The sequence below is a fragment of the Pseudomonas sp. RL_5y_Pfl2_73 genome (assembly GCF_963970515.1).
GTDB lineage: Bacteria > Pseudomonadota > Gammaproteobacteria > Pseudomonadales > Pseudomonadaceae > Aquipseudomonas.
Genome location: NZ_CAXAPD010000004.1, coordinates 120,825 through 147,616 on the forward strand (window position 1 = coordinate 120,825; position 26,792 = coordinate 147,616).

Below are 26,792 nucleotides of genomic sequence, written 5' to 3' on the forward strand. Positions count from 1 at the left end.
GACGCCGAACAACTGCTCCCACCGGGCCCTCAAGTCATTAAATATTCTGCCGATCCCCCTTCGGATCGAAGAACACCGAAGAAACAATCTCTGCCTCGATCACGCTGCCGTCGGCCAATGGCGCGAACACGCGTTCGCCCATCCGCTTGAGGCCGCCCTTGACCACACCCATGGCAAATGAATAACCCAGGGAGTTGTGGGCATAGCTGGAGGTCACGTGACCGACCATGGACATCGGGATCGCCTGCTTGGTGTTGAACACCAGTTGCGCACCTTCCGGCAGCCAGACATTCGGGTCGATCGGCTTGAGGCCCACCAGTTGCTTGCGCTCTTCACGCACGCAATCTTCGCGATTCATGCCGCGCCAGCCGATCCACGAGAACGGCTTGGTCCGGCCTACGCACCAACCCATGTTCAGGTCGTCCGGGGTCATCGAGCTGTCCGTGTCCTGACCGACGATGATGAAGCCCTTCTCGGCCCGCAACACGTGCATGGTCTCGGTGCCATACGGAGTCAGGTTGTACTTTTTGCCGGCCTCGACGATCTGCTCGAGCACGCCCATGGCGTAGTCGGCCTGCACGTTGATTTCGTACGACAGCTCACCGGTGAACGAGATGCGGAACACCCGCGCCGGTACGCCGCCCACCAGGCCTTCCTTCCAGGTCATGAACGGGAAAGCGTCCTTGTCCAGGTCGATGTCGGTGACGTGGCTCAGCAGCTTGCGGCTGTTGGGGCCCGACAGGGTCATGGTTGCCCAGTGGTCGGTGACCGAGGTGAAGTACACCTTCAGGTCCGGCCATTCGGTCTGGTGATAGATCTCCAGCCATTGCAGCACGCGCGCCGCGCCGCCGGTGGTGGTGGTCATCAGGAAGTGGTTGTCCGCCAGACAGGCCGTTACGCCGTCGTCAAAGACCATGCCGTCTTCCTTGCACATCAAGCCGTAGCGAGCCTTGCCCACGTCGAGCTTGGTCCAGGCGTTGGTGTAGACGCGATTGAGGAACTCGCGGGCATCCGGGCCCTGGATGTCGATCTTGCCCAGGGTCGAGGCGTCGAGCAGGCCAACGCTGTCACGCACGGCCTTGCATTCGCGCTTGACCGCGGCATGCAGGTCTTCGCCGTTCTTCGGGAAGTACCAAGGGCGCTTCCACTGGCCGACGTCTTCGAACTCGGCAGCGTTTTTCACATGCCAGGCATGCAGCGCGGTGTAACGCACCGGCTCGAAGATGTGCCCACAGTGCCGGCCAGCCACCGCGCCGAAGGTCACCGGCGTGTAGTTCGGACGGAACATGGTGGTGCCCATCTGCGGGATGCTCACGTTCAGCGAACGGGCCGCGATGGCCAGGCCGTTGACGTTGCCCAGTTTGCCCTGGTCGGTACCGAAGCCCAGTGCGGTGTAGCGCTTGACGTGTTCCACCGACTCGAAGCCTTCGCGGGTAGCGAGTTCGATGGCGGCGGCCGTGACGTCGTTCTGCAGGTCGACGAATTGCTTCGGCGCCCGTGCAGTGGATTTTTCGTGAGGCACCTGGAACAGCGCCAGGGTCGGCTCTTCGTGACGGCTCAAGGCTTTGGGCAACACGCCCCCAACCGCTTTGAAGCCGGCTTCGTTGGCCGCGCGCACGCCGCCTTCAAAACCGTCAGCCAAGGTATCACCGAGGCTGTAGACACCGTTCACACCGCCGACGCACACGCGCTTCTGCGGTGCTTCGCCCGGCACAAAACCGAGGATGTCTTCACGCCAGATCGGCTTGCCGCCCAGGTGCGAAGCCAGGTGAACCACCGGGCTGTAGCCGCCGGAGCTGGCCACCAGGTCGCAGTCCAGCCATTCGCCGGGGCTGGTGACTTTGTGAGCACGGACGTCGATCGCGGCAACACGGGCCCCGGTGACGCGCTTGCTGCCACGGGCCTCGATCACGGCGCTGCCGGTGAGGATGCGAATGCCCTTGGCGCGGGCTTCTTCCACCAGCGCTCCACGCGGGTTGCTGCGCGCATCGGCGACGGCCACCACTTGCAGGCCGGCGTCGAACCAGTCCAGGGCCACGCGATAGGCGTGGTCGTTGTTGGTGCTCAGCACCAGTTTCTTGCCCGGTGCCACGCCGTAGCGGCGCACGTAGGTGGACACCGCGCCGGCGAGCATGTTGCCCGGCACGTCGTTGTTGCCGTAGACCAGCGGGCGCTCGCAGGCACCGGTCGCCAGGACCACGCGCTTGGCGCGGACGCGGTTGATGCGCTGGCGCACCTGGCCAATCGGCGCACGGTCACCCAGGTGGTCGGTGAGGCGCTCGTGGATGGTCAGGAAGTTATGGTCGTGGTAACCGTTCACCGTGGCGCGAGGCAGCAACACCACTTCTGGCATCGAGCGCAGTTCAGCCACCGCCGCCGCGACCCATTCGGTCGCTGGCTTGCCGTCCAGGCTCTCGCGGGAGTCGAGCAGGCTGCCGCCGAACTCTTCCTGCTCATCGGCCAGGATCACTCGGGCACCGCTGCGGGCCGCGGCCAATGCGGCAGCCAGGCCAGCGGGGCCTGCGCCGACAATCAGCACGTCGCAGTGACGGTTCATGTAGTCGTAGGTGTCCGGATCGTTCTCGGTCGGCGAGCGACCTAGCCCTGCGGCCTTGCGGATGTACTTTTCGTAAGTCATCCAGAACGATTGCGGGTACATGAAGGTTTTGTAGTAGAAGCCCGGCGGCATCAGCTTGCCGCCGACCTTGCCGAGAATCCCCATCATGTCATTGTTCACGTTCGGCCAGCCGTTGGTGCTGGTGGCGACCAGCCCCTGGTACAGCGCCTGTTGCGTGGCGCGCACGTTAGGGATTTGCGTGGCTTCGGTGGCGCCGATCTGCAGCACCGCGTTCGGCTCTTCGGCTCCGGCGGCGAAGATGCCGCGAGGGCGCGAATACTTGAAGCTGCGGCCAATGATGTCGACACCGTTGGCCAGCAGCGCAGCGGCCAGGGAATCGCCTTCGAAGCCTTTGTAGGTCTGGCCGTTGAAGGTGAAGCTCAGCGCTTTGTTGCGGTCGATCCGTCCGCCGTTGGACAGGCGATTGATCTGGCTCATACCTTCTCTCCCAGAGCCTGTGCAGCCGCTTTCGGACTGTCAGCCTTGTCGGTGAACTGCGGCTTTTGGCCGATCTTGTAGGTTTCGAGAATCTCGTAGGTCACGGTGTCACGGGTCGCGTTGAAGTACTGGCGGCAACCGGCAACGTGATCCCACAACTCATGGTGCAACCCGCGTGGGTTGTCACGGAAGAACATGTAGTCGCCCCACTGTTCGTCGGTGCAGGCGTTCGGATCCAATGGGCGCGGGATATGCGCCTGGCCGGATGCATGGAATTCCTCTTCGGAGCGCAGTTCGCCGCAGTGAGGACAGAAGATGTGCAACATAGGGATTTCTCCTGTTAGTGGGCGACGGCAGCAGCGCCGTGTTCGTCGATCAGGGCACCGTTGTGGAAACGGTCGATGGAAAACGGCGCGGCCAGCGGGTGCATTTCACCCTTGGCCAGGCTTGCAGCGAAGACGTTGCCCGAACCCGGGGTGGCCTTGAAGCCGCCGGTGCCCCAACCGCAGTTGAAGAACATGTTCGGCACCGGGGTCTTGGAGATGATCGGGCAGGCGTCCGGCGTAGTGTCGACGATGCCGCCCCACTGGCGGTTCATGCGTACGCGGGACAACACCGGGAACATCTCGACGATGGCCTGGACCGTGTGTTCGATCACCGGGTACGAACCACGCTGGCCGTAGCCGTTGTAGCCGTCGATACCGGCGCCGATCACCAGGTCGCCCTTGTCGGACTGGCTGATGTAGCCGTGCACGGCGTTGGACATGATCACGCTGTCGATGATGGGCTTGATCGGCTCGGACACCAGCGCTTGCAGCGGGTGCGATTCGATCGGCAGGCGGAAGCCCGCGAGCTTGGCCATGTGTCCGGAGTTACCGGCCGTCACCACGCCGACGCGCTTGGCGCCGATGAAGCCCTTGTTGGTTTCGACGCCGATGCATACGCCGTTTTCCTTGCGGAAACCGATCACTTCGGTCTGCTGGATCAGGTCCACGCCCAACGCGTCCGCCGCCCGGGCAAAGCCCCAGGCCACGGCATCGTGACGGGCCACGCCGCCGCGACGTTGGACGGTGGCGCCCATCACCGGGTAGCGGGTGTTCTTCGAGCAATCCAGGTACGGGATCTCGTCGGCCACTTGCTTGGCGTTGAGCAACTCGCCGTCCACGCCGTTGAGGCGGTTGGCGCTGACGCGACGCTCGGAATCACGGATGTCCTGCAGGGTGTGGCACAGGTTGTAGACGCCACGCTGGGAGAACATCACGTTGTAGTTCAGGTCCTGGGACAGGCCTTCCCAGAGTTTCATCGCGTGTTCGTACAGGTGGGCCGATTCGTCCCACAGGTAGTTGGAGCGCACAATGGTGGTGTTGCGCGCGGTGTTACCGCCGCCCAACCAGCCCTTCTCGACCACGGCCACATTGGTGATGCCGTGCTCCTTGGCCAGGTAGTAGGCGGTCGCCAGGCCATGCCCGCCACCGCCGACGATGACCACGTCATAGACCTTTTTCGGGGTCGGCGTGCGCCACATCCGCTGCCAGTTTTCGTGATGGCTGAGAGAGTGCTTGAAGAGGCCGAAGCCCGAATAGCGTTGCATAGTCATTACTCCAAAACCGACTCAGCGATAAACCGGGAAGTCCGCGCACAGGGCCGCCACTTGCTGGGCGACATTGGCCTCGACATCGGCATCGCCGAGGTTGTCGAGAATGTCGCAGATCCAGCCGGCCAGCGTGACGCACTGGGCCACCTTGAAGCCACGCGTGGTCACCGCCGGGGTACCGATGCGCAGGCCCGAAGTCACGAACGGCGATTGCGGGTCGTTCGGCACGGCGTTCTTGTTGACGGTGATGTGGGCGCGGCCCAGGGCAGCATCGGCATCCTTGCCGGTCAGGCCCTGACGGATCAGGCTGACCAGGAACAGGTGGTTGTCGGTGCCACCGGACACTACATCGTAGCCGCGCTTGATGAACACGCCAGCCATGGCCTGGGCGTTGTCGATCACTTGCTGCTGATAAGCCTTGAAGCCAGGCTCCGCCGCTTCCTTGAAACACACCGCCTTGCCGGCGATCACGTGCATCAGCGGGCCGCCCTGGGCGCCGGGGAATACCGCGGCGTTGAGCTTCTTCTCGATCTCTTCGTTGGCCTTGGCCAGGATCAGGCCGCCACGTGGACCGCGCAGGGTCTTGTGGGTGGTGGTGGTGACCACGTCGGCGTAAGGCAGTGGATTAGGGTACAGACCGGCGGCGACCAGTCCGGCAACGTGGGCCATGTCGACGAACAACAGGGCGCCAACCTTGTCGGCGATCTGGCGGAAACGTGGAAAATCCAGGGTCTTGGAGTAAGCGGAGAAACCGGCAACGATCATCTTCGGCTTGTGCTCGACCGCCAGGCGCTCGACTTCGTCGTAGTCGATCAAGCCGGTGGTGGTGTCGATACCGTATTGCACCGCGTTGTAGAGCTTGCCCGAGGACGACACTTTGGCACCGTGGGTCAGGTGACCGCCGTGGGCCAGGCTCATGCCCAGAATGGTGTCGCCGGCCTGCAGCAAGGCCAGGTACACGGCGCTGTTAGCCGAAGAACCGGAGTGCGGCTGGACGTTGGCGTAGTCGGCGCCGAACAACTGCTTGGCGCGTTCGATGGCCAGGGCTTCGACTTTGTCGACGTGCTCGCAGCCACCGTAGTAACGCTTGCCCGGATAACCTTCGGCGTACTTGTTGGTCAGGCCGCTGCCCTGGGCCTCCATCACGCGCTTGCTGGTGTAGTTCTCTGACGCGATCAGTTCGATGTGATCTTCCTGGCGTTGCTCTTCGGCGTTCATCGCCGCCAGCAGTGCATCATCGTAGCCTTGGATTTGGTCTTGCTTGCTGAACATCGCGTCTCTCCCAGCGGCGGCGGTGCGCCTTTCGTCTCGGTGAGGCACGGACCGTTCGGTCGTGCCCTTTGGATGCGATGGTATGGCTGGCGCAGGCATGTCAAATGCCTATGGACGCCACGCAAAGGTGCGTTTACGACATGGGACCAAAGAGTCGGAGAGCAAGGCCTGCGCGATAGCACTGTGGGAGCAAAGCTTGCTCGCGATCCAGGCGCCCCGGGGCATGGCAGACCGCGGCGCTTTCATCGCGGGCAAGCCCTGCTCCCACGGGGTTAGGCGGCGACATGGCGAACCACGAGCAACAGCAGAAAATGCGCCGGATACAGCCCATAAGCCCAGCGCCGCATGGGCAATGGATGAAAACGACCCGCCTGTCGCAAAAGCATCAGCCCAAACCATGGCGCGATCAGGCAAGTCACCAGACCCCACAACGCCACCGCCCCCCCCAGCCACGCCGCGCCATACAACACCCGCCATTGGTTGGCCGCCAGGCAGACCAGCCCCGGTAACAAGGCCATGTACAAAGGACGCTTGAATACCAGCAACATCGCCAGCGGCAGCAGCACACCAAAGAAACCGAACATCAGTTGCGACGAAAACAGCGCCGCCAACAGCAACGCCATCGCCGCCAGGTATCGCGCCTCCAGGGTGGGCGCCTGCCAACAGCGTGCCACCAACAATCCCAGCACCAGGGTTGGCATCACATTCAGAGTGGCGGGATCTGGAATGAACAAGCGATAGGGGATTTCGCTGACAGCGCTGAATAACAACAGCCAGCCCAGGTAACGCCAAGGGGCGGTGCTGGCGTCGTTGCGCGCCAGGTTCGCCGCCATCGCCAGGCAAAACCAGGGGAACGCCAACCGCCCGGGCACGTAGAGCCAATCGACGGAGAACCCGACATATCGCAGATGATCGAGCACCATCGCCAGCAATGCAGACCATTTGAGCAGATCCAAAGCACCTTCGCGCCGATTCATGTGTACCGCGACTCAAAAGCTTTGTAGTTTTCCCACAGAAACATCCGGTGTGTTCCCCCGCTAATCTTGGGTAAAGTGCGCACCAACATCGACCACGGCGCTGTGAACTCAAGCACGCCGAAAACCAGGGAACGCCCCACCCGGGAATTCCGCCAGGGATCTTTACCCAGGACTCTCTACCTTAGGAGCAAGGCCATGACCGACAAGAGTCAACAGTTTGCCAGCGACAACTATTCCGGCATTTGCCCCGAGGCCTGGGCGGCCATGGAAGCAGCCAACCAGGGTCACCAACGCGCCTACGGCGACGACGAGTGGACCCACCGCGCGGCGGACGATTTCCGGGCCTTGTTCGAAACCGACTGCGAAGTGTTCTTCGCGTTCAACGGCACGGCGGCCAACTCTTTGGCGCTGTCCTCACTGTGCCAGAGTTACCACAGCGTGATCTGCTCGGAAACCGCCCATGTCGAAACCGACGAATGCGGCGCACCGGAGTTCTTCTCCAACGGCTCCAAGCTGCTGGTGGCACGCACCGAAAACGGCAAGCTGACCCCCGAGTCGATCCGCGAGATCGCCCTCAAGCGCCAGGACATCCATTATCCCAAGCCCCGGGTCGTGACCCTGACCCAGGCCACGGAAGTCGGCAGCGTCTACACCCCGGAAGAAATCCGCGCCATCAGCATCACCTGCAAGGAACTGGGGCTGAACCTGCACATGGACGGCGCACGCTTTTCCAACGCCTGCGCCTTCCTCGGCTGCTCGCCGGCCGACCTGACCTGGAAGGCCGGCGTGGACGTGCTGTGTTTCGGCGGCACGAAAAACGGCATGGCGGTGGGCGAAGCGATTCTGTTCTTCAACCATGACCTGGCCGAAGACTTCGACTATCGCTGCAAACAGGCCGGGCAACTGGCCTCGAAGATGCGTTTCCTCTCCGCGCCCTGGGTCGGTTTGCTGCAAAATCAGGCCTGGCTCAAGCACGCCCGCCACGCCAACCGCTGCGCCCAACTACTGGCAGAGCTGGTCAGCGACATCCCCAGTGTGGAATTGATGTTCCCGGTCCAGGCCAACGGCGTGTTCCTGCAACTCTCGGAACCGGCCATCGCCGCGCTGACCGCCAAGGGCTGGCGCTTCTACACCTTCATTGGCAAAGGTGGCGCACGCTTCATGTGCTCGTGGGATACCGAGGAAGCGCGGGTGAGGGAATTGGCGGCGGATATTCGGGAAGTGATGAGCGCCTGAAGCAACGGCCGACATGATGATCGTTCCCACGCTCTGCGTGGGAACGCCTCTACGGACGCTCCGCGTTCGGCTCTTGGGGACGCAGAGCGTCCCTGGCTGCATTCCCACGCAGGAGCGTGGGAATGATCATCGAGGGTGTGCGGACTATTCCCACCCGCCTCGTGCCCTCTTCGTCTATCGCCAAACGTCTCGAAGACTGCAAGATGGTCATTCCCCGCAGCAAAGGAATGCATCCCATGGGCCGGAGCCGCTACGTCATCACCGAACCCGACAAGCCCCACTTTCTCACCTGCACATTGATGGAGTGGCTGCCGCTGTTCATTGGCCCCTACCTCGTCGATCACTTGCTCGGGTGCTGCTGGCGCTATCAGCAAACCCATCAGAATTTGCAACTGTTCGGCTATGTCGTTCTGGAAAACCATCTGCATTTCGTTGCCCAGGCTCCGAACCTGAGCAAGTATCTGTCAGTTCAAATCCTTTACGGCACGCCAGATTATCGACGACCTGCAAAGCAAAGGCGCTGAGCGGGCTTTGCAACGCCTGCGGTTCAACAAACGAGCCCATAAACAGGACAGGGTTTATCAGCTCTGGCAAGAAGGCTCACACGCGGAGCAGATTTATAGCGAAACGGTAATGCGCCAGAAGCTGGACTACATCCATTTCAACCCGGTGAAACGTGGATATGTGGAATTACCGGAACATTGGCGCTATTCCAGTGCGCGTAATTATGCGGGGATGGAAGGGTTGATTGAGATTCAGCGGTGGTATTAGCGCATAGACAGCAGACTGCGACGAAGCTGGGACGCAGAGCGCCCCTGGTTGCATTCCCACGCAGGAGCGTGGGAACGATCAGGTCGCGATGGCTGTGAAATCGATCGTTCCTCACGCTCTGCGTGGGAATGCAGCCCGGGACGCTCCGCGCTCCCCTTGCGCCGAGCATGTGTCAGAACTCGATCCGCACATCCCCCTTCGGCACGCTGCAGCACGACAGGATGTAGCCCTCGGCCTCGTCGTCCTCGGTGATCCCGCCGTTGTGGTCCATCTCCACTTCCCCGCCCAGTTTCAAGACCTTGCAGGTGCCGCAGATGCCCATGCCACAGGCCTTGGGGATCATCATGCCGAGCTTGGCGGCGGCGGCGTGAACGGTCTCTCCCGGCCCCACGCGAATACTCTTGCCGGAGGCGGTGAACTCCACCAGATGCAGGTCCGCCATATCGACTTCCGGGGCATCGGCAGCCTGCTCGGCTTGCTCCACCGCGTCGGCACGAGCTTCCGCTGGCGTGGCGCCGAAAGATTCCTCGTGGTAACGCGTCATGTCGAAGCCAGCAGCTTCCAGCAGACGCTTGACCGCGTTCATGTAGGGCGTCGGCCCACAGCAAAACACTTCGCGCTCCATGAAGTCCGGCGCCATCAGCTCCAGCATCTTGTGGTTCAGATAGCCGCGATACCCGGCCCAGGGCTCGCCCAGCCCGTGTCTTTCGCAAATCAGGTGTAAGCTGAAATTATCGATCCGCGACGCCATATGTTCCAGCTCACGGTGATAGATGATGTCCTTAGGCGAGCGGGCGCTGTGGATAAACACCATGTCAACGTTGGCATTGGTGTCGTAGTACCAGCGAGCCATGGACATCACGGGCGTGATACCAACGCCGCCGCTGAGGTAAAGCACCTTCGGGTTCGAGAAGTCGATGGCATTGAACAGACCGACCGGCCCGTGCACCGCCAGCTCCTGGCCTTCGTGCAGGGTGTCGTGCAGCCAGTTGGAAACCTTGCCTCCCGGCACGCGCTTGATGGTCACCGAAAAACTGTAAGGCACCGACGGCGAGCTGGAGATGGTGTAGGAACGCATGATCGGCTGACCTTCGATTTCCAGCTCCAGGGTGACGAACTGCCCTGGCTTGAAAAAGAACAGGATCGGCTGGTCAGCCATGAAGCAGAAGGTGCGCACATCCCAGGTTTCCTGGATGACTTTGACGCAACGGACAATGTGACGACCATTGGCCCAGGTCTGGGTGGTTACCGGGTTCAGGAAGCTGTTGGACATGCTGATCTCCACGGCCGACTGTCGGCCTCTTATGAGGCGATTCTGCTTATAGCGCGAACCGCCCATTTACCTATCTGCGACATTCACATGCTTACCGCGACCAGCCCCCAACGACAGGACCTTGCGCGTCGGGAACAGATTGGGCCATGTCGCCCATGGATAAGGTTGCGCACCTGCGCGGCCCCACACTCGCCCCCAACAGATAAATAATATTTTCTGCCTTGCGTAGCACATTTGATTAGCCACTTTCGCCGGCCACGTAGAGGCCATGAGGATACAATGATGGACGTCACCGCAACCCTGAGCCTGGGCGATCCGCTGGAACCCGCACGCAAGGCCACCGCGCAAATGCTGCAAGAGCGCGAGCGCACCTTTTCGTTGCCGCAACCGTTCTACAGCGATGAGCGTCTGTTTGATATCGATATGCAGGAAATCTTCCAGAAGGAATGGCTGATTGCCGGCATGACCTGCGAAATCCCGGCCAAGGGCAACTACCTGACCCTGCAAATCGGCAAGAACCCGATCATCGTGATTCGCGGTGCCGAAGGCGTGGTGCACGCATTCCATAACGTCTGCCGCCACCGCGGTTCGCGGCTGTGCACCAGCGACAAGGGCAAGGTCGCCAAACTGGTCTGCCACTATCACCAGTGGACCTACGAGCTGGACGGTCGCCTGCTGTTCGCTGGCACCGAGATGGGCGCCGACTTCGACATGAAGCAATACGGCCTCAAGCCAGTGAACGTGAAGACCGCCGGTGGCTACATTTTCATCAGCCTGGCCGAGAACCCGCCGGCCATCGATGACTTCCTGTCGACGCTGACCCATTACATGGAACCCTACGACATGGAAAACACCAAGGTGGCGGTGCAAACCACCTTGATGGAGAAGGCCAACTGGAAACTGGTGCTGGAAAACAACCGCGAGTGCTACCACTGCAGCGGCGCGCATCCAGAACTGCTCAAAAGCCTGCTGGAATGGGACGACGTCACCGACCCACGCGCCGACCAGGCGTTCAAGGACCACGTGGCCGCCTCCGCCGCCGCTTGGGACGCCGAGAAGATCCCTTACGCCCACGCCAGCTTCGGCCTGCGTAACCGCATCGTGCGCATGCCGCTGCTCAAGGGCACCGTGTCGATGACCATGGACGGCAAGCAAGGCTGCGCCAAGCTGATGGGCCGCATCAAGAACCCGGACCTGGGCTCGATGCGCATCCTGCACTTGCCGCACTCATGGAACCACTGCATGGGCGACCACATCATCGTGTTCACGGTGTGGCCGATCAGCGCCCAGGAAACCATGGTCACCACCAAGTGGCTGGTGCACAAGGACGCGGTCGAAGGTGTGGACTACGACGTCGCGCGCATGCGCCAGGTCTGGGACGCCACCAACGACCAGGACCGTCGCCTGGCCGAAGAAAACCAGCGCGGCATCAACTCCACCGCCTACCAGCCAGGCCCGTACTCCAAGACTTATGAGTTCGGCGTGGTGAACTTCGTCGACTGGTACAGCGAACGCATGCTCAACAACCTGGGGGCCGAACCTGCGCCGTACCTCAAAGGTGTTCCGGTCCAGAGCTAAGTCAGAAGCATCGCGAGCAGGCTCGCTCCCACAAGAAATCTTTTGCGCACCGAAGATCAAATGTGGGAGCGAGCCTGCTCGCGATAGCAGCCTCACATTCACCCGATTACTGGGAAGACCACCGCACCGACCCATCCTCCCCATAAAAAGTCTCGACAATCTCCTCCCCCACCAGCCGCACCTTCACATACCCGTTCAACACCCGTTGCGGGTATGCCTTGTCCCCCGCCAGCTGCGTTTCCGACCACAACACCCCGGCATGTCCGTTCAACTCGCTGGTAGTGCCGTATGGGATCGCCCCATGCCCGGCGCAGCGCGCATGCAACCCGCCTTGCGGCGCGTAGCAAATACCGTTGTGCAAATGCCCCCAATACCAATAGTCCGGCTCACGCCCCAAGGCATCGCACACCGGTTGGTAAAGCGCCGTTTTGTTGTGCCCGGAAATATCAAAACCCTGGTGATGACTGAGCACCATGAGCTTTTTGCGCTTGGGCAGGGTCTTCATCCATTCGATCTGCTGGGTATTGAGGGTGCCGTCCATGTACAAATTCATCACGTCCGAGGCGTAGGCGCTGTCGAGGCCGACCACCAGCCAGTCGTCGTTGTACAAGGCAAAGTAACTGGTGCCCTGTTGCACCGGGAAACGCTTGGCCAGTTCCTTGAAATAGCCGTGGGCACCGCTGTACATCTCATGGTTGGAATTGAGGGTGAACGCGCCATGCTTGCCCTGGGGCCAGCCGACCATGTCGACGTCTTCCTGGGAATGGGTACCGGCGTAATACACGTCACCCAGATGAATGGTGAAATCGGCCAGGGCCAGTTGCATCTGGTTGGCCACCGCCACCGCCGGGGCGTGACTGTCGAACGGCCCGGTGCCCCAGTCGCCAGCGATGGCCAGCACGACGTCGTTGTCCATTTTCACCAACGCCGGGTTGGTGGCGAATTGCGCGTGATGGCGCAGGTTCTCGATCCACTTGAGCAACGCCTCACTCCACAACAGGTCCAGCAGTTCCCATTTGCGGCAACCGAGCAAGGTGCCGTCCTTGAGCACGCGGGTCGGTAGCTCGTCCTCGGTTTGCGGCAAGGCGCTGGCATTGCCGATCTTCAGGATCGAAAGACCGTGGGCCAGCTCCCACGGCACGGCCGGTTCGTCGTCCGGCAGATCGCCGTGGTCGATCACGTGCCGAGCCTGGTCGTGACCGCGCTGGAGCAGCTTGACGATGGCCTCGAACTCTTCGGGCTCCAGGTCGTTGACGAGTTTTTTCCAGGACATCTCCAGCCGCGTGACCAACCCGTGCAGGCGGACTTTGACCTTGTCGAACTCATGCTCCCAATGGTGCAGTAATGACATGTGAACGCTCCTTCGCAGTGCCCTGGACTACAGGGTTTTCATGAATTCGATCAGGGCCCGTTTGTCGGCATCCGACAACTGCGTGCCATACAGGTGGCCGCCGTTGTGGTTGCCTTCCAGGCGGGTGTCATATTTGAAATCCGCCGACGCCTTCATCTGCGCGCCGCCGGTGATGAAGCCGACCTTCTCCTGGTCGTAGATGTCGGAGCCGGTGTAGAACACCTGCGGACGCTGTTCCGGCGCTTGCAGCAAATCCCACAGGGTCGGCACCGAACCGTTGTGCAGGTACGGCGCGCGCAACCAGATGCCGTCGGTGGGCGTGTTGCTGTAGCTCTGGGTCTTGCGGTAGGCGCCGAAGTCAAACGGTGGTTTCTTGAAGCCGTGGAATGCCGTCACCAAGCCGGTGGTGAAGGAGTTCAGGCGATGGGGATCGGTGCCCAACTGATCGATGTTGGTGGTGACCTGGCCGGTGTCGCTGCGGCCGAAGTCATGGCAACCGGCACAGTTTTTCTCCCAGATCGGTTTACCCTGGGCGACTTTCGCCTGGTCCAGGGCGAACGGCCAGGCCGGCGGCTTGTGGCCCAGCAGCCAATTGGTCACGCGGTTGAAGCTGGGCGGCAGCACCGATTGCGGCGTCGCGCCCACGGCCATCGCCGCTGCGTAGTTGCGTTCGTGGATCTTGTTGTTATTGCCGTCCCAATGCAGGTACATGGACTCGCGGGGTTTCTGGTTCCAGACCTGCGGCAGGTCCACGGTGCCGATGGTGGAGTCATCCGGGAAGCCGAACACCACCATTTTGGTCGGGTTGAAGGTGTCGGTCCGCCCTGGCCCTTGGGCGGGGCGCAGCTTCTGCCAGGCGTAAGCCTGCTTCTGCTTGAGCAGCGCGCTCTTGGCCATCGGGATGATCAGGTAGCGGTTGTAGAGCTTTTCGAAGAAACCCAGCTGGAACTTGCCATTAATCGCCGCCATCACCGCATCGGGGGTGAATTTCGGATCGCTGGCACACTCGTAGGCGAACCACTGGAAGGCCTGCAGTTGCAAGGTATTGGCCGGTGCGCTGGCGACCGGAACCGCGACGTCACTGGCATTGGCCCGATAGGAGCCGGTGTGACACAGGGCGCAGTTGGGCTCCACCGTGGGGTAGCCGAGCTGCCGCTTGGCCATGCCGATGGGCAGATCGTTGCCGTTTTCATAAAGAAACCCGAATACCTCGTAGCCGCCCGGCTTGGGCAGCCTTTCCGGGCACATCTGCGGCAGCACGGCGAACAGGTAGTAGGGAATCCGCGCCTCAATACCCAGGCCGATGGCGGCGTATTTGTAATGGTCTTCGTCGGAGTCGAAGTCCGGTTGCGGCACTTCGCGGACCATCTGGTACCAGGTCTGGTAACCGATGAAACCCAGCAGCAATACCACCACCAACGTGCCGACCTTGAAGCCGTGGCTCTGCCAGCGCAGCGCCCAGCCGGCGCGCCATTCCCGCCATCCGGCGCAGAGCAAGGCCAACGGACGATTGGCCACCGGGCAGCCCAGGTACAGCAGCACACCCAGGATCAGGAACATGCTCAGGTCGCCCATCAACATCGGCACAAACACCTGGCCCTGGTTGTTGGTGTTGATCAGGTAGATCCAGAACACCACCGCCACCAGCCGCGACAGCACACACAGCCAGGAATGCACCACGAAACGCGGCGCGTTGAACCCCGAAGGCATGTAGAACAGGCTGATGCCCACCAGCAACATGCCGGCGTTTTCCAGCCAGGGATCGGATAACACGGGCGGCAGGCCGAGCATGGACGTCAGCAACGCCGGCGCAAACAGCGCCGGGATCGCGAAGACCATGTTCATGACAATCCCGACCCAGATGATGCGTTGGAACCAACGGATGTAAGTGTTCATGGCACCCTTTTCCTTATTCTTGACTCACCACACAGGGCCAGAGATTGCTCCCGCTAAGCTCTGTAGGAGCTGTCGAGCACAGCGAGGCTGCGATCTTTCCAAAGACACTTGAATCTCAAGCGAAAGATCAAGATCAAGATCAAGATCAAGATCAAGATCAAGATCAAGATCAAGATCAAGATCAAAAGATCGCAGGCTTCGCCAGCTCCTACGGAGCTTCAACCGAGCGCCGTCTTCTCCAGGTGCTCAAGGATGATCGGATACACATCCACCACCGCATCCTTGCCGAACATGCAGTCGATATGGCCGTACCCGGGCACTTCGTGACGGCTGAACAACTGCGGGCCGTGCATCTCGCACAGTCGTTCGTAGGTCTTGAGGGTGCTTTGCGGCAAGTAGCACTGGTTGTCGGCACCGCTGATGAAGCAGATCGGCAACTTCAACCGATCGAAATGGGGCATGTAGACGTCGTTGCCCTTGAAGTCCACCAGGTGTCCCTTGCGCACGATCAGCGCCAGGTGCTCGAAGGTCTGGATGTTCGACTCGCCGAACAACTCATGCAGGTTGTCGTGCAGGGTTTCGTTGAGGGTGTCGTGGCGGTACAGCGACGCATACATGAACGTGATGCGATGGCAGACCGGGTTGGTGCAGTAGCCCTGGGCCTCGATCCGGGCATAGCCGTTAAGGGCCTTGTCGTAGAGTTTGTTGAACCAGCTTTCCTTGGTGTCGGCATAGGCCGTGAGGGACTTGATACCGACGGCATCGAGCATCCCCGGCAAGTGCAAACCGGCCTTCAGCCCTGTGGCGGTGGCGACCACCGTGTCGGCGGCGATCTGCGAGCAGACCACCGAGCGCACCCCTTGCAAGCCTGCCAGCATCGACATGAAGAAAGTCGTCGCGCCATAGCAATGCACCACGCACTGCACGTCACGGGCCAGGGTCGCCTGCTGGATCTGCTCGATGGCGGCCTTGAAATCGTACTGGGCCACCTGGTCGCCGTTCCATTCATTTTTGCTGGCCGGCAGCAGGATGCTCACCCGCAGATCCAGCAGCCAGACGTCGTACTCATGCTTGCAGAGATATTCCAGCAGGTTGGTGTGGATGGTGTCGGTGGAGAAAATATTCGAGCCCACGCCCAGGCCATGAACCAACATCACCGGGCCTTTGGTACCGGCCTGGTAACGCGTCAGGCGTAGCTCGACGTTGTCTTCAGTCTGGAAGAAATGCACCACCGGTGGCGGCGCATCCAGTGGTCGTTTCAACCGGGGCGGCGCGTCCGGGTTGAAGTAGACATCGCCAGCGAAGACACCACCGTAGCTCTCCCACAAGATGCCGGCAAAGAACTTGCCGAACCGCGCCAGTGCCTCCACGCGCTCACGCTCATTGCGGGCGTTGAGTACTTTCATGGTGGTCATTTGCTTGGCGAAGTCGGCCGGCAGAATGTGCATCACCCCCGAACCGATCACCGCACCGGTCTTGTCCGGTCCACGATAGAGCGTGACGTACAGGGTGCTGGTGTCGGGCCAGATGTTCAGCACGCCGTTGTCTTCGGGCACGGTCTTGAAGGCGCTGAAATAATAGTCGCTGCCGTCTTCAGCGGTCAGCTTCATGTCATAGTTCATGTGCCGCACGCCCACCTGTTCCTGATACTGCTCGAACAGGTTGAACACCCCATTGCTGGCGACCAGCGGATGCGCTGAGAGCAGCGGTGCATCCAGGGTGCCCACCAGGGTCGCGGCGTGTTCCGGCTCCTTGATCAGCCGGTTGAGGTCAGCGGCGGTGATGGTCAGGGTGAACTCGATGGGTGAATTCTCGGTCTTGCCGCGCTTGGCCGCCGCTTCGTACAGGCTGAGGTCGGTGCCCTGGGGCTGGGTGAAGGCGGTGGAAAAGTAGCCCTTCATGGTTTCGGTGAACTGCACGCCGAGGGTCGGCGCCGCCACCGCTTTGCGCGGGGCTGAAGGCAGCGTGTAGTCGATGATCCAACCGCGGTCGGCCGCCAACAGCCCCATGTTGCGCTCGCTCACCGCCGAAATAGTCAGCAACGGGTTGACCGCCAGGGACGTGGGGATCACTGCGCCGTCCGTCACGTACAGCCCCGGGTAGACATCGGTGCCACTGGCGCCACTGAACACCTGGCCCTTGTGGTTGACCACGCCTTGGGTCGCATCCTCGCCCATCACGCAACCGCCCAGCGGATGGACCGAGACGATGCTGTGCTTGAGCAGCTTGGTCCAGATCGGGTTCTCGACCCAGATCCCGCCCAGGGCCTTGGTGCTCTGGTGCAGCCGCTCGTTGCCGAGGGTGACGTTCTCCTGTTCGCCGACGCCGGGCCAGTCGATGCGCAACTGGTCCTTGTTGTCGAGCAGCATGCGCCCCTTGGCGTTGTCATGGCTCATGATCAAGTAGGTCTGCATATTGTGCAGTGCGCCGTGATACGGTCCGCGCAGAAAACTCTCGGTTTCGCGCCCCTTGTACCTGAGGCTGGCGCCGAAACCGGTGTCGGTGGGCGCGCCGATCATCTCGGAAAACGCCGCCATGCTCGGCACCATGGCCCGGCCGAGCGCGCCGGGAATCGACCCTTCCTCGATGACCATGCGGCTGCGCCAGTCACCCTCGGTGCGCATGTCGATGATCGAGGTGATGCACGGCCCCACCGGGTCCAGCTCCTTGGCCGAATGGGCACCGAAGCCGATGCCGTTGATGACCTGGTCGCAGTTGTGGCCGAAGCCGAGGATGTCGCCGTTGCCGCTCATGTGCTCGCCCAATTGGCTGGACATGGACAGGCCCTTGTCCCGCGAGCGCAACATGATTTCAGTGGAGCCCAGGGTGCCGGCGGACACCACCACGATGTCGGCGCGCACGAACAGGGTGGGCGCCGCGAACATCTCGCGGCCGCTGTCCAGGTACTGGAAGTGCACGATCCAGCCATCGCCGTCGCGCTCCAGGTACCGCACCTCGGCCTGGCAGAAAATCTGCGCACCGTGGTTCCAGGCATCGGGCAGGTAGTTCATCAGCGTGGTGTTCTTGGCCTTGTTGTTACAGCCCGAGACGCAATCACCACAGCCATTGCACGGTAGCTGTTCGACGCCAACGTGGTTGAGGTTGTTGGGCAGCTTGTCGAAGGTCACGTTGATCGGCGGCTTGTAGAAATGCGCGCCTTGCTTGAGGTAATCGGCCGACTTCTTGTGGGCATCCAGCTTGGGCAGGTTCGGCTCCGACGCCGGGTACGAATTAGGCTTGAGCATCTCCCGGGCCCGCGCGTAGCCGTCCTTGAGCAGCGTGTCGCGGTGCTCACGGACCGCCTGGGGCCAGCGCGGGTCCTCGAACACGCCAGGCTCGGGCTCCAGCGAAACGTTGGCATTGATCAGCGACGTGCCGCCCAGGCCACAACCGACCACCACGTTCTGCTGGGCGTTGACGTGCAGGTCGAATAGCCCGGTGCGCGAACCGATGTGGCCATCCGGGTCGTGGACTTGCAGTTCCTCGGTGGCCGCGAGCAGGGTATTGGGGTATTCGCCGGGCTGAATTTCCCGCCCCCGCTCCAGCAGGCACACCTTGCGCCCGGCCCGGGACAAACGCGAGGCAGCAATGCCGCCACCGTAGCCGGAACCGATGACGATCACGTCGTAGTGTTCCTGGATGTCACTGATGGGGGTCGAGATCCGTGTCATGTTCAAGTCCTCTCAGGCAGAAGGGGCAACTCTGCGGTTGCCTGCAAATCGACAGGCGCACGAACGCCTGGCCACCGGCCCTTGCAGGGTCCGGCGGCAGTCAACGGTGCGACAGGGAAAACCCGGGCGCTATAGACGCGCACGCTGATTGACGGCGCGACGATGAGTGCGTTTGTGCAACGAGGTGGGAGGTGTCGGGACGCAGGTCACCGATGAAAGCAGGTGTGGGTGGGGGGCCTTGCTATCCATCATGTGCTCTCCCTGAACCTGATGTGGATAAAGTCGCGATGTCCTTGTGCCATGAAGTGAAGACAGCCCAAAGACCCTCGTCAAGGGTGTGACTTAGAACTGTATGAAATTTGATCTATCGCGATTTTCGCTATGCCGGCCGTGGCTTGCAGCGTTTGGCGAACAAGTTATCCACATGGCCACCCACAGCAAATGGGGACAAGTGCACACATGCCCGGCATTTCTCCACCGACAACGTGAATAAAAACCGTGACTTATGAACAATGACGGTTTTTCCGGTCTATCGGTTGTTTTTTGATCAAGCGCCTGTACGCCCCGGAATGCTTGGTCTGTGGAGGTGAGCGAACACCTTATCCACAGAAGCACCAACAGTGTTTGGGGGTAATTTTGACGATGCTGTGGAAAAACCCTTGGACGGCTTATAAATCGAGGTTTTCCGGAGGTTTTCCTGACTAAAAAAGTAAATTGATCAGTTTATGATCAATTCGATGAGCGCCCCGGCCCGTCTGGCTTGTAGCGTAGAGCAAACATCTTATCCACAGAAGCGCCAACAGAGATTGGGGGCAAGTTTCGGCTGAAACGGCCCGTTACTCACAGACAAAAGCCAATAAAAACCAAGGCTTAGGCTGGATGTTTTTTGAGCGCAGGCCGGCAGGGCCCGATTTACATAGGGTGCAGCGAGGGGCGAACAGGTTATCCACAGAGGCGCGCACAGGGATTGTGGGTAACACGCATTCCACTTGTGGGAGCGGGCTTGCTCCCACAGAGGGTTCTGGTGAAGCCGCCATGACGGTCAAGGCCGATGCATGAGGTACGCCTCTCCCGTCACCCGAATCAGTGGATGCGGGACAACCTGACAGGTTTTGACGATGCCAAAGCCCTGGCGCTCATAAAAGCGCCGGGCACCGGTATTCGCGGCGTAGTCGATCAAGCTCAGGCCTTTGAGCGCCAGTTGGTCGGCACGCTGTTGCGCCAGCTCAAGAAAACGCGCGCCGAGCCCCCTGTTACGCCAGCCTTCATGCAGGGCCAGGCTTGAGATATAGAGGGTGTCGGGCACTTCCATGTCGGCGTAGGGCGCCAGAACCGGATCGGTCACCGGAGCCGCCAGCGGATCCTCGCGCGTCACATAACAGTGCATCATGCCGATGACCCGGCTATTGGCCTGGGCGACAAGGCAGTTCTGGTAGGAAAAATCGACATTTTCTCGTGCATAACGAGCAGCCCCCACGTCCAGGAGGTCCTGCCCTGGCCCCGCCAATTGACTCCAGATGTAATCCGACGCGCCCTCTGAGGAAATCCGGAACAGATGGGCGATCTCCCACGCATCCGTGGGCAAGGCCGGACGAAATTCAACTTCCATTGATCGATTCCATTGGCTGACAAGCGTTTTTTCATGCGCAGGTTTGTGGCGCGGCAGCACGCCGGGCCAGCAGGTTTATGGCCGGATGTTGAGGTTGATCGTTTTTTAAGCAAAGGCCTGGACGACCCGATTGGCGCCGTGTGCGGCGAGGGCCGAACAGGTTATCCACAGAGGGGCGCACAGGGATTGTGGGTAACACGCATCTCAATTGTGGGAGCGGGCTTGCTCGCGAAAGCGGTGTGTCAGGCAACCCTTATGTCGACTGCTGCACCGCCTTCGCGAGCAAGCCCGCTCCCACAGTTTTTGTCTTGAGCCTGAGTCTAGCGAACCACCCCTTCCTCCACCAGCAGCTTGAGAATCGCCTCGGCCCCCGCCTCCGGGCTCACACCCTTGAGCACTTGCCCGCCTCCGCCGCTGGCCTTGGCCGTGGCGGCTTTCATGCGGTCGGCGCCGCTCTTGGCCTTGATCACTTTCAAGCGTTTGGGTCGCGGCTTGGCCGGTTGCAGGGTCGCCACCGCCAGCAAGCTGTCGTCGATCACCTCGATTTCCTCGCCATGCAACGCCCCGCGCCGGGCCGGGCCGTAGGCGCTTTGCCGAGGTTTTGGCGCAGCGTTATCCACAGTGGCCAGGAACGGCAGGCGCACTTTGAGACGGCGCCGTTGGCCGCGGGGCAAGGCTTGCAGCACCAGGGCCACGCCACCGTCGATGGATTCGACCTGGGCCAGCCCCACCACCAGCGGCCAACCGAGATTCTCGGCCAGCAGGAACGGCAACATGCCCGACCCTTCGCCGGTTTCCGCCTGGCTACCGGTGAGCACTACTTGGGCGCCGGCGTCACGCAGGTAATCGGTCAGGGCCGGCAACGCGTCGGCGCCGACGGGGTTTTCCAGCACGAGCAGTTCATCCAGGCCCATGCCCAGGTAGGCGCGCAGGGCCGGTTCGGCCACGTCCCCGGCGTGCAGCACTTGCAGGTCGCTGCCGGCCAGTTGCAGGCCCAATTCCACGGCCCGGGCGTCCTGCTCGGCGCGCCGGGGTCGCCCGGAAGTGGGGTGGGCGCCGATGGACACGAGGCTGATCACTTGGGTACTCATCAACTTATCCTTCTTAAGCCGCATCGCGCTTGGCTTCGTTGCGGTAAGCCTCTACCGCCGCGATCAAGGCCTGGAGAATCGCCGCGCTGTCACCGATCACCGACAGGTCCGCCCGTTTGATCATGTCGCAACCCGGATCGAGGTTGATCGCCACCACCTTGTCGCAGGCGCCAATGCCCTGCAGGTGCTGGATCGCCCCGGAAATCCCCACGGCCACGTAGACCCGCGCCGTGACCCAGGTGCCAGACGCACCGACCTGGCGATCCCGGGCCATGAAACCGTCGTCCACCGCCACCCGCGAAGCGCCTTCGGTGGCGCCCAGGGCCGCAGCGGTCTTGTGGAAAAGATCCCAGTCCTTGACCCCGTTGCCGCCGGAGAAAATGAATTCGGCCTCGGCCATCGGGATCGCGCCCGGGTCCACCGCCACCGCGCCGAGGTCTTCGATACGCGACAAGCTGCGGGCCACGCTTGTGGATAACTCCACCGGCAAGGCTTCGTGGCGGGTGTCGCTGACCGGCTCGGCGCATTCGGCCGCCGCCAGGATCAAGCGCGCCAACGGCCGAGCCAGGTCCTGCAGGCCGGCACCGGCACGGCCGATGCACTCTTCGCCCTTGACCTGCCAGACCCGCGTGGCCGGGCGTTCACCCAAGGCGGCGGCAAAGCGTCGGCCCAGTTCGCCGCCACCGCTGCGACTGTCAGGCAACAGCCAATGGCGTGGGCTGAATTGGTTATCCACAGCCCGCAGGCCTTGCACCCGTTGCTCCGGTGCATAACCGCTGAAGGCCTCGCCTTCCAATACCAGCAAGCGGTCGACACCCGCCGTGGCGAAGGTGCTTTCCTTGTGCTCGCCGAAGACCACCGCCAACACTGCGCCGTCGCTACCGGCAAGCTGATGGGCCAGGCCAAGCAGATCGCGGTCGTGGCTGCTGAGGCGGCCACCGACCATGTCCGGCACCACACTGATGTAGAACGCCGGCTGCGCTACTTGATGCAGCGGCAGTTGCACTTCAGCGGCGGCGGTACGCTTGCTCGCGCCACCCTGCTGGGCGCCGCTGCGGTCGATGCGCTTGATGCCGTTAGGGCCAATGAAACCAACGCCATGAACGTTCTTGCGGATGATGCCATTGGGCCCCATCCAGCTATGCTGCACCGGTTGCATGGCCGCATGCAGCGGGTGCAAGCGGTTGCGGGCGATCCACTCGGCGCGAGGGTCGCGGCGGATGATGTCGCTCATTAATGCACCTCCGCAGGTTCACGTTTGACTGGCGTCACCGGTTTGTTCGGGGCCGTGCCTTCCAGCAGCGCGTCGGCCACCAGTTCGGCAATGTCCTTGATCATCGGCCGCGGTTCGACCACGCCTTCCAGCATGGCGGTGCACTGTGGACAACCCACCGCCACCAGTTCGGCGCCGGTCTCGCGAATGTCGTCCATGCGCATGTCGGGAATCCGCTGCTTGCCCGGGATGTCGGTGATCGGCGCACCGCCGCCACCGCCGCAGCAACGCGAACGGAAACCGGAACGCTGCATCTCCTTGACCTCGATACCCAGCGCACGCAGCACCTGGCGCGGCGCCTCGTATTCGCCGTTGTAGCGGCCCAGGTAGCACGGGTCGTGATAAGTCACGCTGTCGCCCTTGTGCTGGCCAAGGTTCAGTGCCCCGGCGTCGATGATTTGGGCCAGGTAGGTGCTGTGGTGCTGCACCAGGTAGTTGCCATCGAAGGCGCCGTATTCGTTTTTCAGCACGTGGAAGCTATGGGGGTCGCAGGTGACGATACGGTTGAAACTGTATTTGGCCAGGGTCTGGATATTGCGCTTGGCCAGCAGTTGGAACGTCGCTTCATCACCCAGGCGCCGGGCCACGTCGCCGCTGTCGCGCTCTTCGAGGCCGAGCACGGCAAAGTCGATGTTCGCCGCCTTGAGCACTTTGACAAAGGCGCGCAAGGTGCGTTGGTTGCGCATGTCGAAGGCACCGTCGCCGACCCAGAACAGCACGTCGGTGGATTTCACCTCGCTGAGCAGGTTCAGGTTCAGGTCCGCCGCCCAGTTCATCCGCCCGCCCGGGGCGAAGCCGCCAGGGTTGTCGGTGGCGATGAGGTTTTCCAGCACCTCGGCGCCCTTGTTTGGCGTGGCGCCTTTTTCCAGGGTCAGGTGGCGGCGCATGTCGACGATGGCATCGACGTGCTCGATCATCATCGGGCATTCCTCGACGCACGCCCGGCAGGTGGTGCAGGACCACAGGGTCTCGGCGTCCACCAGGCCGTTGACGATCGGCTGATGCGGGTTGCCGCTGTGTTCGCCCACGGGTTTACCCGGATAGGGGCTGCCAGCGAACTTCGCATCGGTACCGCCGGCCAGGCCGACGACCATGTCCTGGATGAGCTTTTTCGGGTTCAGCGGCTGGCCGGCGGCGAACGCCGGGCAGGCCGCTTCGCACTTGCCGCACTGCACGCAGGCGTCGAAACCGAGCAATTGGTTCCAGGTGAAATCCTTGGGTTTCTCAACGCCCAACGGTGCAGCGGGGTCGTTCAGGTCCAAAGGTTTGAGGCCGGTTGAGCGGCCGCCACCAAAGCGTTCGGCGCGGCGATGCCAGGCCAGGTGCAAGGCCCCGGCAAAGGCATGTTTCATCGGCCCGCCCCAGGTCATGCCGAAGAACATTTCCGACACACCCCAAAGCACGCCCAGGCCCAACAACGCCACCAATACCCAGCCCCCGAAGTCTGCCGGCAAGATCCCGGCGACCGGCAAGGTCACCAGGAAAAAACTGATGGAAAACGCAAACAGGCTCTTGGGCAGGCGCATCCACGGGCCTTTGGACAGCCGTGAAGGTGGATGACGACGACGCAGGGCAATGAAGATCGCGCCGCTGAACATCAGCAGCGTGGCGAACAGCAAGGCATAGCCCAGAATGCGGTTCTGCAGGCCGAAACCATGCACCAGAATCGCCAGCAGCGCCGCCAGCACAAAGCCACCCGCCGTGGCGACGTGGGTATTGGCGATGTATTTGTCCCGCGCCACCACATGGTGCAAATCCACCATATAGCGCTTGGGCATGGCGAAAAGACCGCCGATCAGGTCGACCTTGGCCGGTCGTCCGCGACGCCACATGTTCACCCGCCGCAAGGCGCCAAGGACCGCGAGGCCCAGGGCGGCAAACAGCAGGATGGGAAGAAGGGTGTTCAGCATGGTGAAGCTCCCAAAGACCTCAGGTCTTGCAGGCACAGAAACCTGGATGTCTTGCTCGATTCCTGTGGGAGCAAGGTTTGCCCGCGATGCGATCGACTCGGTCAGTCAGATGCGCCGTGTCGCATTTATCGCGGGCAAGCCTTGCTCCCACAGGGTTATCCACAAGCCGTTAGAAATCCTTGCACAACCGCAGGGCGTCGTAGATGGCCGCGTGGGTATTACGCTGGGCCACGCAGTCGCCGATGCGGAACAGCAGGTAGCCGTCGCCACTCTGTTCCAGGCACGGTTGCGGCTTGATCGCGAACAGGGCTTCGACGTCGATCTGGCCCTTGTTGCGCGAACCTTCCTTAAGCGCGTAGTAGATTTCTTCGTCCGGCCGCACGCCGTTTTCCACCACCACCTGGTCCACCACGCGCTCTTCCTTGGCACCGGTGTATTCGTTCTCCAGCACCGCCACCAGCTTGTCGCCTTCGCGGTAGACCTTCTCCAGCATCATGTCCCCGGTCATGATCACTTCCTTGGGGTACATGCTGCGGTAGTAGGTGGGGAACGACGTCCCGCCAATGGCCACGCCCGGCTTGATGTCGTCGGTGACGATCTCGACCTGGCTGCCTTTGTCGGCGAGGAAGTCAGCCACCGACATGCCGGTGAACTCGCAAATGGTGTCGTAGACCAGCACGTTCTTGCCCGGTGCAACCTTGCCGTCGAGCACGTCCCAGCTGCTGACCACCAGCCCTTCGGCGGCGCCCCAGTGCTCGTTCTGCTCCAGGTACGGATGCCCGCCGACGGCCAGCACCACCACGTCCGGACGCACGTCCATGATGGTTGCCGCATCAGCTGCCACACCCAGGCGCAAGTCGACTTTCAACCGCGCCAGCTCCAGTTGGAACCAGCGGGTAATACCGGCGATCTGGTCCCGTTGCGGGGCTTTCGAGGCCGTGGTGATCTGTCCGCCGATGAATTCTTTCTTCTCGAACAAGGTCACATCGTGCCCGCGTTCAGCGGCCACACGCGCCGCTTCCATCCCGGCCGGGCCGGCACCCACGACGACCACCTTGCGTTTCGGTCCGGTGGACTTCTCGATGATGTGCGGCACGCCCATGTATTCACGGGACGTCGCGGCGTTCTGGATGCACAGCACGTCCAAGCCTTGGTACTGACGGTCGATGCAGTAGTTGGCGCCGACACATTGCTTGATCTGGTCGATCTGGCCCATCTTGATCTTGGCGATCAGGTGCGGGTCGGCGATGTGGGCGCGGGTCATACCGACCATGTCGACATAACCGCCTTCCAGGATCCGCGTAGCCTGGTTCGGGTCCTTGATGTTTTGCGCGTGCAAAACCGGAACCTTGACCACTTCCTTGATCCCGGCGGCCAGGTGCAGGAACGGCTCCGGTGGATAACTCATGTTCGGGATGACGTTGGCCAGGGTGTTGTGGGTGTCGCAACCCGAGCCCACCACGCCGATGAAATCGAGCATGCCGGTGTCGTCGTAGTACTTGGCGATCTGCTTCATGTCTTCGTGGGACAAACCGTCCGGGTGGAACTCGTCACCGCACAGGCGCATGCCCACGCAGAAATCGTCGCCCACTTCGGCGCGCACGGCCTTCAACACTTCCAGGCCGAACTTCATCCGGCCCTCAAAGCTGCCGCCCCACTCGTCGGTACGCTTGTTGACCCGCGGGCTCCAGAACTGGTCGATCATGTGCTGGTGCACGGCGGACAGTTCGACACCGTCCAGGCCACCGGCCTTGGCACGTCGTGCCGCCTGGGCATAGTTGCCGATCACCCGCCAGATCTCTTCCGGCTCGATGGTCTTGCAGGTGGCACGGTGCACCGGCTCACGCACACCAGACGGCGACATCAGGGTCGGCCAGTTAAAGCCATCCCAGCGCGAGCGACGGCCCATGTGGGTAATCTGGATCATGATCTTGGCGCCATGCTTGTGCATGGCGTCGGCCAGGTTCTGGAAGTGCGGGATGATGCGGTCGGTGGACAGGTTCACCGAGCTCCACCACTCCTGCGGGCTGTCGATGGCGACCACGGACGATCCACCGCAGATCGCCAGGCCGATGCCGCCCTTGGCCTTCTCTTCGTAATACTTCACGTACCGGTCGGTGGTCATGCCGCCGTCGGTGGCGTAGACCTCGGCGTGCGCGGTGCTGAGCACGCGGTTGCGGATGGTCAGCTTGCCGATCTGGATCGGCTGGAACATTGCTTCAAAAGCCATGGCGC

16 protein-coding genes and 1 pseudogene are annotated in these 26,792 nt (G+C 61.9%); 3 read left to right on the top strand and 14 right to left on the bottom strand.

What is annotated here, in order from left to right; all coding sequences use genetic code 11:
- Positions 1 to 37: 37 nt before the first annotated feature.
- The 5 genes from AACY42_RS05300 to AACY42_RS05320 all read right to left on the bottom strand — a co-directional run bounded on the left by AACY42_RS05300 (position 38) and on the right by AACY42_RS05320 (position 6,898).
- Positions 38 to 3,055 (bottom strand): sarcosine oxidase subunit alpha, encoded by a 3,018-nt coding sequence (locus tag AACY42_RS05300; protein WP_339477305.1) that lies wholly within the window; start codon positions 3,053 to 3,055, stop codon positions 38 to 40.
- Positions 3,052 to 3,381, bottom strand: coding sequence for a sarcosine oxidase subunit delta (locus tag AACY42_RS05305; RefSeq protein WP_212797906.1), 330 nt, complete (start codon positions 3,379 to 3,381; stop codon positions 3,052 to 3,054). Before AACY42_RS05305 ends, AACY42_RS05300 begins: the two co-directional genes overlap by 4 nt.
- 14 nt (positions 3,382 to 3,395) lie before the next feature.
- A complete protein-coding gene (locus AACY42_RS05310; protein WP_003177603.1) occupies positions 3,396 to 4,646 on the bottom strand; it encodes a sarcosine oxidase subunit beta in 1,251 nt (416 codons plus the stop codon).
- Between the two features lie 21 nt (positions 4,647 to 4,667).
- Positions 4,668 to 5,921, bottom strand: coding sequence for a serine hydroxymethyltransferase (gene glyA, locus AACY42_RS05315; RefSeq protein ID WP_339477325.1), 1,254 nt, complete (start codon positions 5,919 to 5,921; stop codon positions 4,668 to 4,670).
- A 272-nt stretch (positions 5,922 to 6,193) separates the two neighbouring features.
- Entirely contained in the window at positions 6,194 to 6,898 is a 705-nt protein-coding gene (locus tag AACY42_RS05320) for a TraX family protein (RefSeq protein WP_339477328.1), read from the bottom strand.
- 195 nt (positions 6,899 to 7,093) lie between these two features.
- Here AACY42_RS05320 and AACY42_RS05325 point away from each other — a divergent pair, with 195 nt between their 5' ends.
- Entirely contained in the window at positions 7,094 to 8,134 is a 1,041-nt protein-coding gene (locus AACY42_RS05325; RefSeq protein WP_339477331.1) for a threonine aldolase family protein, read from the top strand.
- Between the two features lie 236 nt (positions 8,135 to 8,370).
- Positions 8,371 to 8,905: pseudogene (locus AACY42_RS05330) on the top strand (REP-associated tyrosine transposase).
- 172 nt (positions 8,906 to 9,077) lie between these two features.
- On the opposite strand, the gene gbcB reads toward AACY42_RS05330, so the two are convergent.
- On the bottom strand, positions 9,078 to 10,178 hold the full coding sequence (gene gbcB / locus AACY42_RS05335) for a glycine-betaine demethylase subunit GbcB (protein ID WP_339477334.1): 1,101 nt from the start codon (positions 10,176 to 10,178) through the stop codon (positions 9,078 to 9,080).
- 282 nt (positions 10,179 to 10,460) lie between these two features.
- Between gbcB and gbcA the strand changes: the two genes are divergently transcribed.
- Complete coding sequence (gene gbcA / locus AACY42_RS05340) at positions 10,461 to 11,756, top strand: glycine-betaine demethylase subunit GbcA (protein WP_339477336.1); 1,296 nt, start codon at positions 10,461 to 10,463, stop codon at positions 11,754 to 11,756.
- 106 nt (positions 11,757 to 11,862) lie between these two features.
- Here the strand turns inward: gbcA and AACY42_RS05345 are convergent, their stop codons facing one another.
- The 8 genes from AACY42_RS05345 to dgcA all read right to left on the bottom strand — a co-directional run bounded on the left by AACY42_RS05345 (position 11,863) and on the right by dgcA (position 26,787).
- Positions 11,863 to 13,107, bottom strand: coding sequence for a metallophosphoesterase (locus AACY42_RS05345; RefSeq protein ID WP_339477339.1), 1,245 nt, complete (start codon positions 13,105 to 13,107; stop codon positions 11,863 to 11,865).
- Positions 13,108 to 13,134: 27 nt separating this feature from the next.
- A complete protein-coding gene (locus AACY42_RS05350) occupies positions 13,135 to 15,003 on the bottom strand; it encodes a c-type cytochrome (RefSeq protein WP_339477340.1) in 1,869 nt (622 codons plus the stop codon).
- Between the two features lie 218 nt (positions 15,004 to 15,221).
- Positions 15,222 to 18,674, bottom strand: a complete 3,453-nt coding sequence (locus AACY42_RS05355) for a GMC oxidoreductase (protein WP_339477342.1) — start codon at positions 18,672 to 18,674, stop codon at positions 15,222 to 15,224.
- A gap of 1,042 nt (positions 18,675 to 19,716) precedes the next feature.
- The gene (locus tag AACY42_RS05360; RefSeq protein WP_339477347.1) at positions 19,717 to 20,283 is read right to left on the bottom strand and encodes a GNAT family N-acetyltransferase; all 567 of its coding nucleotides are present in this window, start codon (positions 20,281 to 20,283) and stop codon (positions 19,717 to 19,719) included.
- Between the two features lie 320 nt (positions 20,284 to 20,603).
- Positions 20,604 to 21,374 (bottom strand): electron transfer flavoprotein subunit beta, encoded by a 771-nt coding sequence (etfB, locus tag AACY42_RS05365; protein ID WP_339477350.1) that lies wholly within the window; start codon positions 21,372 to 21,374, stop codon positions 20,604 to 20,606.
- A gap of 13 nt (positions 21,375 to 21,387) precedes the next feature.
- Entirely contained in the window at positions 21,388 to 22,608 is a 1,221-nt protein-coding gene (gene etfA / locus AACY42_RS05370) for an electron transfer flavoprotein subunit alpha (protein WP_339477352.1), read from the bottom strand.
- Positions 22,608 to 24,557, bottom strand: coding sequence for a dimethylglycine demethylation protein DgcB (gene dgcB / locus AACY42_RS05375; protein ID WP_339477354.1), 1,950 nt, complete (start codon positions 24,555 to 24,557; stop codon positions 22,608 to 22,610). The genes etfA and dgcB overlap by 1 nt, the downstream gene beginning before the upstream one ends.
- A gap of 169 nt (positions 24,558 to 24,726) precedes the next feature.
- Entirely contained in the window at positions 24,727 to 26,787 is a 2,061-nt protein-coding gene (dgcA, locus tag AACY42_RS05380; protein WP_339477356.1) for a dimethylglycine demethylation protein DgcA, read from the bottom strand.
- Between the last annotated feature and the right edge of the window lie 5 nt (positions 26,788 to 26,792).

Bases quoted from the DNA above. Each gene is read 5' to 3' on its own strand.
- AACY42_RS05300 (WP_339477305.1), bottom strand. From the start codon at position 3,055: ATGAGCCAGATCAATCGCCTGTCCAACGGCGGACGGATCGACCGCAAC.
- AACY42_RS05305 (WP_212797906.1), bottom strand. From the start codon at position 3,381: ATGTTGCACATCTTCTGTCCTCACTGCGGCGAACTGCGCTCCGAAGAG.
- AACY42_RS05310 (WP_003177603.1), bottom strand. From the start codon at position 4,646: ATGCAACGCTATTCGGGCTTCGGCCTCTTCAAGCACTCTCTCAGCCAT.
- glyA (WP_339477325.1), bottom strand. From the start codon at position 5,921: ATGTTCAGCAAGCAAGACCAAATCCAAGGCTACGATGATGCACTGCTG.
- AACY42_RS05320 (WP_339477328.1), bottom strand. From the start codon at position 6,898: ATGAATCGGCGCGAAGGTGCTTTGGATCTGCTCAAATGGTCTGCATTG.
- AACY42_RS05325 (WP_339477331.1), top strand. From the start codon at position 7,094: ATGACCGACAAGAGTCAACAGTTTGCCAGCGACAACTATTCCGGCATT.
- gbcB (WP_339477334.1), bottom strand. From the start codon at position 10,178: ATGTCCAACAGCTTCCTGAACCCGGTAACCACCCAGACCTGGGCCAAT.
- gbcA (WP_339477336.1), top strand. From the start codon at position 10,461: ATGGACGTCACCGCAACCCTGAGCCTGGGCGATCCGCTGGAACCCGCA.
- AACY42_RS05345 (WP_339477339.1), bottom strand. From the start codon at position 13,107: ATGTCATTACTGCACCATTGGGAGCATGAGTTCGACAAGGTCAAAGTC.
- AACY42_RS05350 (WP_339477340.1), bottom strand. From the start codon at position 15,003: ATGAACACTTACATCCGTTGGTTCCAACGCATCATCTGGGTCGGGATT.
- AACY42_RS05355 (WP_339477342.1), bottom strand. From the start codon at position 18,674: ATGACACGGATCTCGACCCCCATCAGTGACATCCAGGAACACTACGAC.
- AACY42_RS05360 (WP_339477347.1), bottom strand. From the start codon at position 20,283: ATGGAAGTTGAATTTCGTCCGGCCTTGCCCACGGATGCGTGGGAGATC.
- etfB (WP_339477350.1), bottom strand. From the start codon at position 21,374: ATGAGTACCCAAGTGATCAGCCTCGTGTCCATCGGCGCCCACCCCACT.
- etfA (WP_339477352.1), bottom strand. From the start codon at position 22,608: ATGAGCGACATCATCCGCCGCGACCCTCGCGCCGAGTGGATCGCCCGC.
- dgcB (WP_339477354.1), bottom strand. From the start codon at position 24,557: ATGCTGAACACCCTTCTTCCCATCCTGCTGTTTGCCGCCCTGGGCCTC.
- dgcA (WP_339477356.1), bottom strand. From the start codon at position 26,787: ATGGCTTTTGAAGCAATGTTCCAGCCGATCCAGATCGGCAAGCTGACC.